Source organism: Acetobacter sp. DsW_059 (genome assembly GCF_002153695.1).
Lineage (GTDB): Bacteria > Pseudomonadota > Alphaproteobacteria > Acetobacterales > Acetobacteraceae > Acetobacter > Acetobacter thailandicus.
In genome coordinates this window covers 12287-27304 of the sequence record NZ_JOPI01000058.1, presented here as the reverse complement: position 1 = coordinate 27304, position 15018 = coordinate 12287, and the positions used below count along the sequence as shown (strand labels likewise).

Below are 15018 nucleotides of genomic sequence, written 5' to 3'. Positions count from 1 at the left end.
CTCAAACACACCTCAATTCCACTCAATTCCACTCAAAAAAAAGCAAAAATCCTCAAAAAAAATCGTTTTTTCGTGTGATATATGATTAAAATATGACAAACGAATATTTCATATATTTGACATTTGGATGTGATATACGTTTTGATTAAGCAGACATCTGATCTCATGATCGTCCTCTGATCACCACAGGAGAGAATTCAAATGACTTATACAGTTGGTATGTATCTGGCTGAGCGTCTGGCTCAGATTGGCCTGAAACAACATTTTGCTGTTGCTGGTGACTATAACCTGGTTCTGCTCGACCAGCTGCTGCTCAATAAAGACATGGAGCAGATCTATTGCTGTAATGAACTCAACTGCGGCTTCAGTGCTGAAGGCTATGCCCGTGCACACGGAGCAGGCGCTGCGATCGTAACCTTCAGCGTTGGCGCTATCTCTGCCATGAACGCTATTGGCGGTGCCTATGCTGAAAACCTGCCGGTTATTCTGATTTCCGGCTCACCAAACAGCAACGATTACGGTACAGGCCATGTGCTGCACCACACAATCGGCGGCACCGACTATAACTACCAGATTGAAATGGTGCGTCACGTTACCTGTGCAGCTGAAAGCATTACAGATGCAGGCTCAGCACCGGCTAAAATTGACCACGTGATTCGTACCGCCCTGCGTGAACGTAAGCCAGCTTACCTCGAAATCGCCTGTAACGTAGCAAGTGCTGAATGCCCTCGCCCTGGCCCTGTTTCAAGCCTGCTGGCTGAACTGAGCGCAGATAAAGAAAGCCTGAAAGCTGCCGTTGCTGCATCTAAAGAGTTTCTTGAAGCTTCAGAACGCGCTGTTATGCTCATTGGCACCAAGCTGCGCTCTTCTCATGCAACAGAAGAAGCTGAAGCTCTTGCTGACCGTCTGGGCTGTGGCGTTGCTACTATGGCAGCTGCGAAAGGCTACTTTGCTGAAGATCACGCTGGTTTCCGCGGTTTGTACTGGGGTGAAGTCTCCTCTCCCGGCACTCAGGAGCTGGTAGAAGGTGCTGATGCGCTCGTTTGTGTTGCTCCGGTATTCAACGACTACTCAACCGTTGGCTGGAAATCATGGCCTAAAGGCGACAAAGTTCTGCTGGCAGAACCAAACCGCGTTACCGTTAAAGGCCACAGCTATGAAGGCTTTACGCTGAAAGAGTTCCTTAGCGAGCTGGCTAAAGTTGCTCCTTCACGTCCGCTGTCTGCTCAGGAATCGACATACGTTAAACCTGAAATCGCAGCCGCACCGGGTGATGCACGCCTGACAAATGACGAAATGACTCGTCAGATCACAGAAATGCTGACCTCAAAAACCACCCTGAGTGCCGAAACCGGTGACTCATGGTTTAACGCGATGCGTATGCATCTGCCACGTGGTGCACGTCTCGAGACCGAAATGCAGTGGGGCCATATTGGCTGGTCTGTTCCTTCTTCTTTCGGTAACGCTATGGGCTCTCAGGACCGCCAGCACATCGTTATGGTTGGTGACGGCTCTATCCAGCTGACCGCTCAGGAAATCGCACAAATGGTGCGTTATGAGCTGCCGGTTATCATCTTTGTTGTAAACAACCGTGGTTATGTGATCGAAATCGCTATTCACGACGGTCCATACAACTACATCAAGAACTGGGATTATGCTGGTCTGATGGATGTGTTCAACGCAGGTGAAGGCCATGGCCTGGGTCTGCGCGCAAACACAGGTGCAGAGCTGGCTGAAGCCATCAAAAAAGCACAGGCTAACCGCCGTGGCCCAACCATTATCGAATGCAGCATTGAGCGTGATGACTGCACCGATACACTGATCCAGTGGGGCAAAGCTGTTGCCGGTGCCAACTCTCGCAAACCACAGGTTGGCTAAGAGTGACGCCCTGATACAGGGATAAAGAGTAAAATGAAAAACCCTGCTGCCACATTACGCTGGCAGCAGGGTTTTTTTATAATATCAGCGCAGATCAGCAGGGGCCGATTGCTTTTTCTTCAACCATAACCTTCATCACAGCATCAGCTGCCTTCACGGCAACAATTTTGCGGTCATCTGACTGGCTATTAACCTCTGCCAGGTTAAAATTTTTGGTCCATAATCGCTTTTGGTTAACAGCATCAACAAGCTTTAACATCAGCGCATCAGGCAGCATATTCAGCGTGTTACCTGGCTGTAAAAATGAAAATGCTAAAAACAAAACCCGCTCAGTATGATGCTGCGTAATATATTCCGTCACCGCCTCTCCGCTCGGGAAACGAGGCCCATCCATATCAGGAGTCTCAAGCGTGATATGACAGGCCTTAAGGTCGCTTTTAAGACGCGCTACAAAAATAGGGTGAGCCTCGGTTTCAAACGTTTTATCGAAACTGTTGATCAGAAGAATATGACTGTCAGCCACGGCTGCTGACGCGTTTTGTTGTTTTTGTTTTTCGGTCGTTGCCGTGCACTGGCTTAAAAAAAGACAGCACAGCATTAAGATCGAAGTAAGATACTTAATCTGCATGCCGCTGAACCTTATCTATGAATAACCTCCTGTCCTGCTTATTCTTTCTCTTCCTGCCCTAACAAATCAAAAAAAGAAGAGAAACCTCCCTTCCCTGCCAGGAAAACTGCACGTCTCACAGCACCTGGACTGAGGGTTTTACCTGATCATTCAGGGCGGCTGACATCGACCTGATCCTCAGCCTGATCACGTAATGTTTTAGACAAAGAGATAGAAGACTGGACAATAAACAACGCTGATAAACCCAGATAAGCGCGCAGCCAGCTTTCCATCGGCATGTAAATAACAGCGGCCGCCATAGAGACAATCGAAATTGCAAAACAGATCCATGTGAACATGATCCAGCTTGATGAGTTGGTTACTTTACGTGTTGTCATTGTTTTCATCCTTTTCATTTATGAACATCGTTCATTAACTACAAATAAAACAGTCCGGCAAGCATAAAATGAACATTGTTCACAAATAAATTGCATCACCTTGAATTCTCTGACACTACAGAGACAGATGTCATGCCTCAGCAGGAGATTTTATGGGCCGCAAAGGAAGAAACCCTGAGACACTCAGAGCCTTAATTACCGATTCGGCGGAAACAATTATCGTTGAACAAGGACTGAGTGGCTGCACGGCTCGTGCGATCACAACTAAGGCAGGATGTGCCCTTGGCTCACTCAGCTACCTCTTTGGCGGGATAGAACACGTTATACTGGCCGTGAATACACGTACCCTGGCCGTTATGGGTAACCTGATGTTTGAGCAGGCACTAAAGGTAACAACTGAACGAAGCGCAGACCGTCTGGAAGCTCTGGCTCTGGCCTATTTTCACTATGCCCGTGATAACCTGAATCGCTGGCATGCACTTTTCGCACTCCGCCTCTCTTCACACGAAGAATTGCCTGAAGAATATCTGACACTGAGAAACGGACTGATTGAACGCATCACGACATTCTTTGCTCATGACGTTGAGACACGTGGTCACTCACCACAGCTTCTGGCACGAACGATGTACGAAGCCGTACATGGTGTCGTTATACTCGGGCTTGACCAGCGGCTTGGTGGCAGCCCGGAGGATGTCGAGGAGCGTATTCGTCTTCTGGTTAAAAAACTCGCTGCCGGGTAAAAGGTCAGGAGGGGTTACGAGCCTCATCCACTCACTCACCCCACACTCTGATGAAACGCATAGTCTTCAGGATGCCGGAGCAACGACAATGCACTGACCGGTACCCGCCAGCATGCCACAGGCTGTAACAGCCTGCTCATGAGACAAATTAGCCATGCGGGCACGGTAGAAAGAATTATTTTTTCCCGAGACCTTACTAATCTGCGCAGATGCAGCACTCAGCACCCGATGCGCTCTGAGCTGCGCCTTACCTATTGCCTGACGCGCCTGCGCTACGGACGCAAATGCACCAACCTGAATTCCCCAGTTACGGGCAACTGTAACTGCCGCAACACGCACAGGAGAAGGCTTCACCACAGCAGGCGGCGGGCTGTTGCTTCTGTTACGTGCAGAAACTGCCGGCGCGGGAACATCAGCGACCTGGGGGGTATTCTCAGTTATCTCTCTGCCGCTCTCTTCTACTACGTCACTGCTGGCTGAAGCTGACAAACGTTTCTGCCACACTGAACTGACGTCCGCGCTTGTTTCATAACTATTTTGCTCCTGAACCGGGACTGCCGTCGTAACCGGTTCAGATTCAGACGAAGAAGAGCTATTATCACTTCCATCTGAAGGCTGCGTTGTCTGGGCACTCTCATCAGCCATACGCTTTGCCCATGCGGCACTGACCGCAGCCTTCTCAGAAGAGCGGGCTACATAAACAGGCTGATATGTCTGCTGATTATTTAAACGGCTATTCCATGCTGCACTGACTGACTGTGTCTGCGCATTGCTCTGCACCGGCTGATAGTTTTGCGCCATTGTGTCATGACTGCTAACCAGCAAATCCGCCTGAGAGCGGCTGGAAGGGAACACCCCCACGATACGCCGTCCGATAGAGGCAACATAGTTACGTGTCTCACGCGGGAGTGTACGGTTATGGCTCAGAAAATCCTCAAGCCGGCCCGGCCCCGCATTGTAAGCCGCGAGAAACCCCGGCGTGCCATAGGTATCATACATCTGTCTGATATAGGCTGTTCCCGCCATGATATTATCATGGGGCTCGTAAGGATCATCCTGCAGGTTATGAGCATAACGCATTTCATCATAAGTCGGAGACATCAGCTGCATCAGCCCCATGGCTCCGGGAGCTGACGTGATCAGCTGGCCATTCTGAAAAAGCCGGCCTCCCGATTCCTGATGCATGACTGCCCTGATCCATATTTCAGGCACGTCAAAACGCCCGGCGGCTTCACGAATATAAGGTCCCCACGGGTCTTCGGGTGGACCGGGAATCGTATAAGACGAGCGTGCATGCGCACGATACTTGGCTGCAGCCTCCTCAACTGATTCTGAAGAAGGTGTTGTCTGGGAAGCCTGCTGCCCGGCACAGGCTGCAAGCAAAAATAACGCCCCACAAACAGGTACATAACGCAATAACGGCCGGGACAGGCGCCCACGAAAATAACCAAATGATAAAACTGATCCGGAGCTCATAAATCGCGCTGCCCTAAAAAGAAAATACGCCGTGCCATATCTTAAAACCTGTCCATAATACGTAAAAAAAACTTACACCACCGTTTAGCGTGACTTTTGTTATATTACTTACGATATCAAGTCGGCTCATACCCGCACCATACAACGCTGACTGCACTGTAAAGAGCGGCACCACGCCATGCACCACCTGAAACTTCAAAGAAGCGCTTATACCGGCAATCTTGTTTTCACCTCATGTTACAGACGGTCTGTATTTTCGTTTTTTCCATATGAGTATAACGAGTTGTCTGCCTAGCCCTTCTTTTCGAAGATTTTATGGCAACATACTATAGCCACCAGAATACAGAAAAATATCAAAAACACCTTTAAAAAATGTAATTATAAAATTATATATTTATCAAATTCACACTATATAAAAAATTTATTTATATTTATGGAATAAAAACTAAAATAATTTTTCAATAAAATAATAACCAAACCACCAACCATCTTCTGAATTATATAAGAATACCCGGCACATCAAAAATCAGCCTCCCCGAAAATCATAATTCAGGATAAAGTCCCCCTTCCTGCCCGAGCAGTCCTCAGGTACCTGTATCCCCCGGCAAGGCTGAAAATATGCTTTTCTTTATCAAACCTGTTCTGATTTATATTCTGGCCGGTTTTGCTGAAATTGCGGGATGTTACATGGCCTGGCTCTGGCTCAGAGAAGGGCGTTCAGCCTGGCTGCTTCTCCCCGGGGCGTTCAGTCTCGCTGTTTTTGCTCTGCTACTGACCAGAATTGAAACGGATAGTGCTGGCCGGGCTTACGCTGCCTATGGCGGTATTTATATTATGACTTCACTTTTATGGATGCGATGCGTTGAAGGCCGCATGCCAGATAAGTGGGAAATAGCCGGCGCCGCTGTTTGCCTCTTTGGTGCAGGTCTTATCCTCCTTGCCCCCAGAGGGGGTTAAAGAAGGCGGGTAATTTTAAGCAGCATCCATGTTCCCAGCATGATAACAAAACAGATACCACCAGCTTCAACAGTTCCCCACGAACCATTGGTCAGAAACATACCACCCGTATTCATACCGAAGAAGCCAGTTACAAATGTTGCTGGCAGCATCAGCGTTGTACCAACAGAAACAAGGTAAAGCTGACGGTTAGTATCTTCAGCCTGGTTCGCCATAAGCTCGTCCTGCAGTGACCGCGCACGGTCCTGCAATGCCAGAAGGTCATCAAGAGCAGCATGAACCTGACGCTGCGAGCGATCGCGCAGATCATCCTCAGCCCATTCAGGCAGTTCAAGCTCTTCATCACGAAAAATACGGTCTACAGGCGCAAGCACACGACGCAGCTCTGTTGCCCGGCGCCGCACCAGACCAAGCAGACCATTCACACGCCTGAGATCAGTATCACGATCAAGCATAAGCAAAACATCTTCTGCCCGGTCAAGCTGATCATCAAGACGCGCAAAATCACGCCGCAACGTATCGGCAAACTCCAGCAAAGCACGGTCAACAACCTGCGCCGGAGAACGCGGGATTATACCACGCCTGAGCTCATGATACACCACGCCAAGCGCCGGAATAGGATGGCGGCGCGTTGTTGTTAGCAAATCAGGCTGAAGGGCAAAACGCCACGTGCTGACATTACGATCATCATCAGTCGTCGTATCATCAAAAGCAGGCAGAGCACCAAAAACCGTATCTCCCTCATTATCGAGGCGTATACTTCGTTCGAGGTTGGTCAGAACCTGCCTGACCTCCTCATGCAAAGAAGGAATATTTTCAATCTGTGCCCGTGAAAGGGTATGGACGATATCAAAATGAAACCAGCCCCACCCTTCCATCTCAGCATAAGGAGAAGGAAATGTACCTGTTGCCAGACGATACGTGACAACATCGGGCTCAAGTTCAATCGGATCATGGCCGGGACGACAGAAAATGGCCCAGATCAGGCCATTGCGCAGCAGGGTGCCACCTTCTGAAACAGGATCAGGTATGGCAGATGACGGGGTTTCGGTCATCACTCAACTCCCTGCTCTCCAAAATAATGCTCAGCCCATACTGAACCAGCAACACATTACAATAAAAAACCTGAACGCACGCAAAAAATGCCTGATATTCTGCGCGCTACATATCACGAGCAGCGCACAGAACAACCCCTCTCTGTGCGCTTATCGTGCTTCATCAACGAAAATGAACAACACGCTCAGTACGAGACGTAACCCTGCGACGCTCTGTTTTAGCTGCGGCAGGTTTCCTCTGCGCAGCTTTTAAGGCCGGAGCTGCGGCAACTTCAGCCTCAAGCTGGCTAATGCGTTTACGCACACTCTCTCTGAGAGCCGGAGCCGTATGAGACTTCATTGCAGCCAGTGTTTCTTTCAGGTCACGCAGCTGTTTTTGTTTCTGATCAAGGTTGCGCCTGATAGGCTGATTATCAGAAAACTGTCCATGAAATGCACGCATAGATAAAACTCCATTGCTTAAAAAGCCTGACACAGAGCACAGCCCACACATCAGGAATAACATGTTTCAAACCCTCACCAGCCCTTTGCCGATGAAGGGTGAAACTGCCTGTAAATTTCAACCAAAACACGATATTCCCATGGTATCTGCTATAAAACAGACTATGGGAAAGAGACTTTAAGCACACCCTTAGTCGTTGCGAAGAAGAATATCCCGCAAGACTGAAAGCAGCACGTCACATTGCTGATCAGTACCTATTGTCACGCGCAGCCAGTCAGCTGTGCGCTCACCCTTAAGATGACGGACAATCACGGCGTGCTCACGCAAGTCAGAAGCTATACGCGCAGCACTACGATCAGCGTGGTGAATATAAACAAAGTTAGCCTGTGATGGCAAGATACTAAAGCCCAGGGCGGCCAGGCCGGCACTAAGCCGCTCCCGCGAGGCCTTAACTTTTTCAACATGCTCACAAAACCAGACCTCATCTTCAGCAGCAGCCTGTGCTCCGGCCTGGGCAATACGATCAAGCGGATAAGAATTAAAACTGTCTTTTACCCGTGTCAGCCCTTCAATCAGCTCCGGGCTGGCAAAAGCAAAGCCCACACGGATACCGGCCAGTGCCCGCGACTTAGAAAAAGTCTGCACGACAAGCAGGTTGGCATATTCTTTTACCAGGCTGGCTGCGCTTTCAGCGCCAAAATCAACATAGGCCTCATCAACCAGCACAACCCGGTCCGGATGCATTTCAAGCAACTGACGAATTTTATCCAGCCCAAGAGCAATGCCTGTTGGCGCATTAGGGTTTGCCAGCACCACACCACTACAGGGCTGATTATAATCCTCAATCTGCACCTGCATAGTCTCATCAAGTGCAACGGTCTGATAAGGCAGGCGGTATAACTCACAGTACACTTTATAAAAGCTGTAGGTCACATCGGCAAAAAGTAACGGAGCCTTATGCGCAAAAAAAGCCTGGAATGCATGAGCCAGCACTTCGTCAGACCCGTTACCAACAAACACATGATCTGCCGGCAAGCCAACACGCTTACCCAATGCTGTACGCAGCGATAAAGAGACCGGATCAGGATACAAACGCAGCGTATCATCAGCTGCATCGCGCATAGCCTTCAAAGCGCGGGGAGACGGGCCGTAAGGCAGCTCGTTCGTATTAAGTTTAATCAGCCCCGGCGTTCTGGGCTGCTCACCTGGCACATAAGGGGTAAGCTGATGAACAAGAGGGCTCCAGAAACGACTCATAGCTGGTATCCGCCGATAAAAATCTCACGGCGACAGCACGGCGCTGTCACTCACTCTGAGACATAAACCAGAACACCTCACAGAGCCAGAGAGCAGATACCAGGTTCTTTACTGTTTTTGAAAAGCCTGAATACAGGCAAGCAGATCAGCATTACCCTGACGGCGAGCCAGCTCAAAACTATCCAGACCTTCTCCGTCCCGCAAAAACGGACTGGCGCCGGCTTCAAGCAAAAGCCGCGCCATTTCAACACGACCAAACATCACAGCAAACATCAGAGGTGTACGACCGACATGATTTGCGAGATCAACGGATGCCCCGGCATCAAGCAAAAGCCGCGCCACAGGCAAAAAACCCTTAAACGCAACCCCGGCAAGTGCTGTGGCTCCCTTTTCATCCTGCAGGTCAGGCTGCGCCTTATGCGCCAGAAGCTGCTCAACCACACCAGCGTGATTATTATATGACGCCAGGATAAGCGGGGTATACCCTTTTTCAAGGCGAAGATCGGGTGACATACCTGCATCAAGGAAGCTGATAACCAGGTCCGTCTCACCATCCCGAACGGCATCAGCAAACAAAGTTTCTATCTGCTCCTGAGTAAACTCGCCTGCTGCCGGCGGGACATTCTCAGAGGATAACTGTGTCATAGCCTGTCTCCGACAATTTCAAGAACACCAGAATAGCATAACATCATGGCTTACGTCATCTGCTCTGCACTTTCCCCCTGTCAGATTGAACAACGCAGACAATCCGGCACTTTTTGCAACAGGCGCCCTGGCACAAAAAAGAAAATTTTATCCCATCACAAAATTATGATGTGACAATTATAATATCGATATTGTAATAATCTCGCCCCGGCATAAACCGCTGCTTTATATCACGGCAGAGGCCAGGTTAATATCAGATTATAAGTTCTCACACATCGCAGATTGTGATTCATCCCCCCTCTTCTGCTGCGCTGAGCCCCTGTGCGTGCCTGTCCACTACAGGCCGAGCTTGCACTATTCATCCCAAGTATGTGTAATGCGCCACGCTTGACGGGTTATGTCTGCCATATCAGACTTCAGGAATTACAGCTGCGCCCTCATACAGGTTTTTTACGGGCAGGTTCGCCCTTTTTTACAGAGGATCCAGGTCAGAATGCGTACTTTATCTCCTACCCCCCTCTATGCTCCGGATAGTGCTCAGGCCAGCGGGGCAGGACATCTCGATACACTGAGTATCGACACCATACGTACGCTCTCCATGGACGGAGTACAAAAAGCTAATTCAGGCCACCCTGGCACAGCTATGGCACTGGCGCCGGTTGCCTATACCCTGTGGCAGGATGTGCTGAGCTATGACCCGGCAGCGCCGCTCTGGCCAAACCGTGACCGCTTTGTTCTCTCCATCGGTCATGCCTCTATGCTCATTTACTCCCTGATTTTTCTCGCCGGGATTAAAGATGTAAAAGGCGGAAAAGTTACAGACAAACCGGCTCTGACCCTCGAAGACCTTAAACAATTCCGTCAGTTCGACTCAAAAACACCAGGCCACCCTGAATTTGGCCACACCTCAGGTGTTGAAACCACCACAGGCCCCCTGGGCGCAGGCTGCGGCAACTCAGTCGGTATGGCCATGGCAGAAAAATGGCTTGCCGCACGCTATAATAAACCTGGCTTTGACCTGTTCTCTCACCATGTTTACACCCTGTGTGGCGACGGTGACATGATGGAAGGTGTCTCCAGCGAAGCCGCCTCCATGGCCGGGCACCTTCAGCTGGGCAACCTGGTATGGATGTATGACGCCAACAAAATCTCCATCGAAGGCTCAACCGATATCGCTCTGACTGAGAATGTTGGTGAACGCTTTGCAGCCTATGGCTGGCAGGTGCTTGAGCTGCACGATGCAAATGATACGAAAAAACTCAAAGAGCTGCTGGCTCAGGCTAAAGCAGAAACCACCCGTCCAAGCCTTATCATTGTACATTCAGTCATTGCCTGGGGCTCCCCCAAAAAAGCCGGCACGGCATCAGCCCATGGTGAGCCGCTGGGAGACGAAGAAATTCGCGCCACCAAAAAAGCATATGGCTGGCCTGAAGATAAAACATTCTATGTGCCTGACGGCGTTCAGGATCACTTCCGGAACGGTCTGGGAGCACGTGGCGCACAGGCACATGCAGAATGGAACAAGCTGTTTGACGCCTACGCCAGCAAATACCCCGAACTGGCCGCCGAGCTGAAAAACATCTTTAGTGGTGAACTGCCTGAAGGCTGGGATTCTGACATCCCTTCATACAAAGCCGATGCAAAAGGCATTGCCTCACGCGCAAGCTCAGGCGAAGTGCTCAATGCTGTTGCGGGTAAACTGCCATGGCTGCTGGGTGGCTCGGCCGACCTTGCTCCGTCAACAAAAACCCTACTTAAAGGTGAAGAAAGCTTCCAGCCTGCAAAATGGGGCGGCAGCTACAGCGGGCGCAACTTCCATTTTGGTGTGCGTGAGCATGCTATGGGCGCTGTAGTGAATGGTATGGCCCTTTATGGCCTGCGCCCTTTCTGTGCAGGCTTCCTGATCTTCTCAGATTATATGAAGGCCCCGATCCGTCTCTCTGCACTGATGAACCTGCCTGTAACCTATGTTTTCACGCATGATTCCATCGGTGTCGGTGAAGATGGCCCCACCCATCAGCCCATCGAGCAGCTGCTGCAGATGCGCGCAACACCTGGCATGACCGTCATCCGCCCTGGTGATGCCAGCGAAGTGGCTGAAGCATGGCGCTTCCTCATTGCCAAGCAGGATGGCCCGGTTGCGCTGGCACTGAGCCGGCAGAACCTGCCCACTATCGACCGCTCGCGTTATGCAGCGGCTTCTGGCCTGGCAAAAGGGGCCTATATTGTAGCTGACAGCAAAGAAACACCGAAAGTCATTCTTATTGCCTCAGGCAGTGAGTTGTCTCTGGCCATGTCAGCCTATGAAACACTGAGCGCAGAAGGTGTGGCTGCCCGCGTTGTCTCTATGCCAAGCTGGGAGCTATTTGAGGCACAGCCTGCCTCTTACCGTGAGCAGGTTCTGCCGTCATCTGTCACAGGCCGCGTTGCCATCGAAGCGGCCTCTGCCATTGGCTGGGACCGTTATGCTGGCCCGACAGGCGAAATTATTGCAATGCGCAGCTTTGGTGCGTCTGCCCCGGCAGGACAGCTGATGAAAAAATTTGGCTTTACCCCAGAGTCTGTTCTTGAAGCAGCCCGCCGTCAGGCTGGCTAAAACTGACAGGGCGCTGCACGACATCGCCTGACCTGATACACTTAACCCTGTTCTGCCAGAGTAAGTTGACAGAACAGGGACAGAATGAAGGATGTCCAATGACCACGTCTCATAAAAAAGGTGTTAACCCTCTTCAGGCGCTGGCAACCGTCCGGCAGTCTCCGTGGCTTGACTTTATCCGCCGCTCTTTTGTGGAAGATGGCTCACTCACCCGCCTTGTCGAAGACGGTGACGTGCGTGGTGTGACCTCAAACCCCGCCATTTTTCAGAAAGCTATGGGCGAAGGCACAGAATACGATACACAGATCAAATCTGTTCTGGCGCATGACATCATCTCTCCCGGTGCACTTTATGAAAAGCTGGCTGTTAAAGACATTCAGACAGCAGCACATATTCTTGCCCCTCTTTATAAAAGTACCAAAGCACGTGATGGCTTTGTAAGCCTTGAGGTTTCTCCTTACCTCGCACGCGACGAAAAAGGTACGGCACACGAGGCAGTGCGTCTCTGGAACGACGTTTCAGAGCCAAACCTGATGATTAAAATTCCGGCTACACCGGAGAGTATTCCTGCTATTCGTCAGACAATTGCTGCAGGCATCAACGTCAACGTCACACTGATTTTTGCACTCTCTGCCTATAAAGCCGTTGTTGAAGCATGGGTTTCAGGCCTTGAAGAACTCCACAAAAAAGGCGGAGACCTCTCACGCGTTGCCTCTGTAGCGTCTTTCTTCGTCAGCCGTATTGATGGCAAAATTGATGCTGAAATTGACCGTCGCGTTAAAGCTGGTGACAAAGAAGCAGAAGCCCTGAAAGCACTGCGCGGCAAAGTAGCCATAGCAAATGCCCGTATTGCTTATGTTTACTGGCAGGATTTTGTAAAAACTGATCGCTGGAAAAAACTCGAGGCTGCCGGTGCACAGCCGCAGCGCCTGCTGTGGGCCTCAACAGGCACAAAAGACAAAGCATACAGCGATGTGCTTTATGTCGACAGCCTGATCGGCCCTGACACAGTCAACACCATTCCGCCTGCAACAATGGATGCCTTCCGTGACCACGGCACGGTAAGCGAAACACTGACGCAGGATATTGAAGGCTCACGCCATATTCTGGCTGAAGCAGAACGCCTTGGCCTCAATCTTGACGGGGTTACAGCCACCCTGGTTGATGAAGGTGTAACATCGTTCGAGCAGGCATTTGACCTGCTGCTCGGCTCTGTTGCAGCCAAACAGAAAACCCTGCTGGCTGACAAACTGACAGACCTGAAAACCTCTCTTCCGGCAGAGCTGGGCGAAAGCGTTAAAAAAGGCCTGGCTGACTGGCAGGCAAAAGGCACTATTCGCAAGCTATGGGCAAAAGACGCCTCTGTCTGGACCAGTGGACCAGAAAGCAAATGGCTGAAATGGCTTGATATTGTTGATAATCGCCTGTCGCATCTGAGCGAACTTGAAAGTTTCCAGGCTGAAGTCAAAGCCCGCGGGTTTAAGCAGGTTCTCCTGCTTGGTATGGGCGGCTCAAGCCTTGGGCCGGAAGTGCTGGCAGAAACTTTTGGCAAACATGAAGGCTATGGCCACCTGTATGTGCTCGACAGCACAGACCCACAGCAGGTTGCTACCTATGCTGGCAAAATTGATCCGGCTGAAACGCTGTTCATCGTTGCTTCCAAATCGGGCAGCACGCTTGAGCCAAATATTATGCTGGCTTATTTCTATGACCTGGCCAGAAAATCACTGGGCGATAAAACCAGTGCACATTTCGTAGCGATCACTGATCCAGGCTCAAAACTTGAAGCACATGCGAAAAAAGCCGGGTTCTGGAAAATTTTTGCAGGTGAGCCTGAAATTGGCGGCCGTTATTCCATCCTTTCTAACTTTGGTCTTGTACCGGCTGCAGCATCTGGCATTCCGCTCAAAGCGTTCCTTAATGATGCCCTGCATGGCGTACGCGCAAGTGATGCCAGTGCGCCACCAGCTGAAAACCCCGGTGTAACCCTCGGGACTATTCTGGGTGTCGCTGCAACGCAGTATGGACGTGACAAGCTGACCATCATTGCCTCACCTGCGATTGCCAGCTTTGGAGCGTGGATGGAGCAGCTGGTTGCTGAATCAACCGGCAAACATGGCAAAGGTATTATCCCTGTTGATGGTGAAACCCTTGCCGGTCCGGCCCGCTATGGCAAAGACCGTCTCTTTGTCTATCTGCGTCTGGCATCAGCGCACAGCCATGAGCAGGATGAAGCTATCAAAACGCTGATTGATGCCGGTCAGCCCGTGCTAACAATCACCCTGCACAACAAACGCCAGATCGCACAGGAGTTCTTCCGCTGGGAGCTGGCAACAGCTGTTGCAGGTGCTTTCCTTGGCATTGACCCGTTCGATCAGCCTGATGTTGAAGCCAGTAAAATTGAAACCCGCAAGCTGACTGATGCCTATAATAAAACAGGCAGCCTGCCGGCCGAAAAACCTTTTGCCGAGCATGGTCCGTTTGCTTTTTTTGCTGATGCGGCAAATGCCGGCGCTCTGAAAGGCTCTGATGCCAGATCCATCCTGAAAGCGCATTTCGACCGGGTTAAAGCCGGCGATTACGTTGGGCTTCTCGCTTATATTGAGCGTGATGCCGCCACACTTGAGTGGATTCAGCACAACCGTCTGAAAATCAGAGATGCGAAAACTGTCGCTACGGCAGCCGAGTTTGGCCCACGCTTCCTGCACTCTACCGGCCAGGCCTATAAAGGTGGACCAGACAGCGGCGTTTTTCTGCAGATCACAGCAGATGACAGTCACGATCTGCCTGTCCCGGGCGAAAATTATACATTCGGGGTTGTAAAAGCTGCTCAGGCACGAGGTGATTTTGATGTCCTGGCCGAACGTGGCCGCCGGGCTCTGCGCGTCCATATTCGTGGATCACTGAAAGACGGCCTGGCCTTACTGGCTCAGGAACTCCATGCAGCTGTGTAAAATACAAGACTAA

Annotated in this window: 12 protein-coding genes; 5 read left to right on the top strand and 7 right to left on the bottom strand. The window is 50.7% G+C overall.

What is annotated here, in order from left to right; genetic code table 11:
• Positions 1–201 precede the first annotated feature (201 nt).
• Positions 202–1878 carry an alpha-keto acid decarboxylase family protein gene (locus HK25_RS11270; protein ID WP_086555301.1) on the top strand — a complete coding sequence of 559 codons (1677 nt, stop codon included), beginning with the start codon at positions 202–204 and terminating at the stop codon, positions 1876–1878.
• Positions 1879–1972: 94 nt separating this feature from the next.
• Here the strand turns inward: HK25_RS11270 and HK25_RS11265 are convergent, their stop codons facing one another.
• Positions 1973–2401 carry a hypothetical protein gene (locus tag HK25_RS11265; RefSeq protein ID WP_143295994.1) on the bottom strand — a complete coding sequence of 143 codons (429 nt, stop codon included), beginning with the start codon at positions 2399–2401 and terminating at the stop codon, positions 1973–1975.
• Between the two features lie 251 nt (positions 2402–2652).
• Positions 2653–2883 (bottom strand): YiaA/YiaB family inner membrane protein, encoded by a 231-nt coding sequence (locus tag HK25_RS11260; protein ID WP_233127814.1) that lies wholly within the window; start codon positions 2881–2883, stop codon positions 2653–2655.
• A gap of 152 nt (positions 2884–3035) precedes the next feature.
• Here HK25_RS11260 and HK25_RS11255 point away from each other — a divergent pair, with 152 nt between their 5' ends.
• A complete protein-coding gene (locus HK25_RS11255) occupies positions 3036–3623 on the top strand; it encodes a TetR/AcrR family transcriptional regulator (RefSeq protein ID WP_086636265.1) in 588 nt (195 codons plus the stop codon).
• Between the two features lie 66 nt (positions 3624–3689).
• Here the strand turns inward: HK25_RS11255 and HK25_RS11250 are convergent, their stop codons facing one another.
• Positions 3690–5099, bottom strand: a complete 1410-nt coding sequence (locus tag HK25_RS11250; protein ID WP_086636264.1) for a transglycosylase SLT domain-containing protein — start codon at positions 5097–5099, stop codon at positions 3690–3692.
• Between the two features lie 618 nt (positions 5100–5717).
• On the opposite strand from HK25_RS11250, the gene HK25_RS11245 reads away from it, so the two are divergent.
• Complete coding sequence (locus HK25_RS11245; RefSeq protein ID WP_086636263.1) at positions 5718–6056, top strand: YnfA family protein; 339 nt, start codon at positions 5718–5720, stop codon at positions 6054–6056.
• Here HK25_RS11245 and HK25_RS11240 read toward each other — a convergent pair.
• The 4 genes from HK25_RS11240 to HK25_RS11225 all read right to left on the bottom strand — a co-directional run bounded on the left by HK25_RS11240 (position 6053) and on the right by HK25_RS11225 (position 9455).
• Entirely contained in the window at positions 6053–7111 is a 1059-nt protein-coding gene (locus HK25_RS11240; RefSeq protein ID WP_086555307.1) for a CorA family divalent cation transporter, read from the bottom strand. The two genes, HK25_RS11245 and HK25_RS11240, sit on opposite strands and share 4 nt — an antisense overlap.
• Before the next feature lie 163 nt (positions 7112–7274).
• Entirely contained in the window at positions 7275–7553 is a 279-nt protein-coding gene (locus HK25_RS11235) for a hypothetical protein (RefSeq protein WP_233127813.1), read from the bottom strand.
• A 189-nt stretch (positions 7554–7742) separates the two neighbouring features.
• Complete coding sequence (hisC, locus tag HK25_RS11230; RefSeq protein ID WP_086636262.1) at positions 7743–8810, bottom strand: histidinol-phosphate transaminase; 1068 nt, start codon at positions 8808–8810, stop codon at positions 7743–7745.
• Positions 8811–8918: 108 nt separating this feature from the next.
• Positions 8919–9455 carry an ankyrin repeat domain-containing protein gene (locus HK25_RS11225; RefSeq protein WP_086636261.1) on the bottom strand — a complete coding sequence of 179 codons (537 nt, stop codon included), beginning with the start codon at positions 9453–9455 and terminating at the stop codon, positions 8919–8921.
• 493 nt (positions 9456–9948) lie between these two features.
• On the opposite strand from HK25_RS11225, the gene tkt reads away from it, so the two are divergent.
• Positions 9949–12051, top strand: coding sequence for a transketolase (gene tkt / locus HK25_RS11220; RefSeq protein ID WP_086636260.1), 2103 nt, complete (start codon positions 9949–9951; stop codon positions 12049–12051).
• 98 nt (positions 12052–12149) lie between these two features.
• Positions 12150–15005, top strand: coding sequence for a bifunctional transaldolase/phosoglucose isomerase (locus HK25_RS11215; RefSeq protein WP_086636259.1), 2856 nt, complete (start codon positions 12150–12152; stop codon positions 15003–15005).
• Positions 15006–15018 lie beyond the last annotated feature (13 nt).

Excerpts from the sequence above, each read along its gene's own strand:
- HK25_RS11240 (WP_086555307.1), bottom strand. The coding sequence starts at position 7,111 with ATGACCGAAACCCCGTCATCTGCCATACCTGATCCTGTTTCAGAAGGT.
- tkt (WP_086636260.1), top strand. The coding sequence starts at position 9,949 with ATGCGTACTTTATCTCCTACCCCCCTCTATGCTCCGGATAGTGCTCAG.
- HK25_RS11225 (WP_086636261.1), bottom strand. The coding sequence starts at position 9,455 with ATGACACAGTTATCCTCTGAGAATGTCCCGCCGGCAGCAGGCGAGTTT.
- HK25_RS11215 (WP_086636259.1), top strand. The coding sequence starts at position 12,150 with ATGACCACGTCTCATAAAAAAGGTGTTAACCCTCTTCAGGCGCTGGCA.
- HK25_RS11235 (WP_233127813.1), bottom strand. The coding sequence starts at position 7,553 with ATGCGTGCATTTCATGGACAGTTTTCTGATAATCAGCCTATCAGGCGC.
- HK25_RS11245 (WP_086636263.1), top strand. The coding sequence starts at position 5,718 with ATGCTTTTCTTTATCAAACCTGTTCTGATTTATATTCTGGCCGGTTTT.
- HK25_RS11250 (WP_086636264.1), bottom strand. The coding sequence starts at position 5,099 with ATGAGCTCCGGATCAGTTTTATCATTTGGTTATTTTCGTGGGCGCCTG.
- HK25_RS11270 (WP_086555301.1), top strand. The coding sequence starts at position 202 with ATGACTTATACAGTTGGTATGTATCTGGCTGAGCGTCTGGCTCAGATT.
- HK25_RS11255 (WP_086636265.1), top strand. The coding sequence starts at position 3,036 with ATGGGCCGCAAAGGAAGAAACCCTGAGACACTCAGAGCCTTAATTACC.
- hisC (WP_086636262.1), bottom strand. The coding sequence starts at position 8,810 with ATGAGTCGTTTCTGGAGCCCTCTTGTTCATCAGCTTACCCCTTATGTG.
- HK25_RS11260 (WP_233127814.1), bottom strand. The coding sequence starts at position 2,883 with ATGACAACACGTAAAGTAACCAACTCATCAAGCTGGATCATGTTCACA.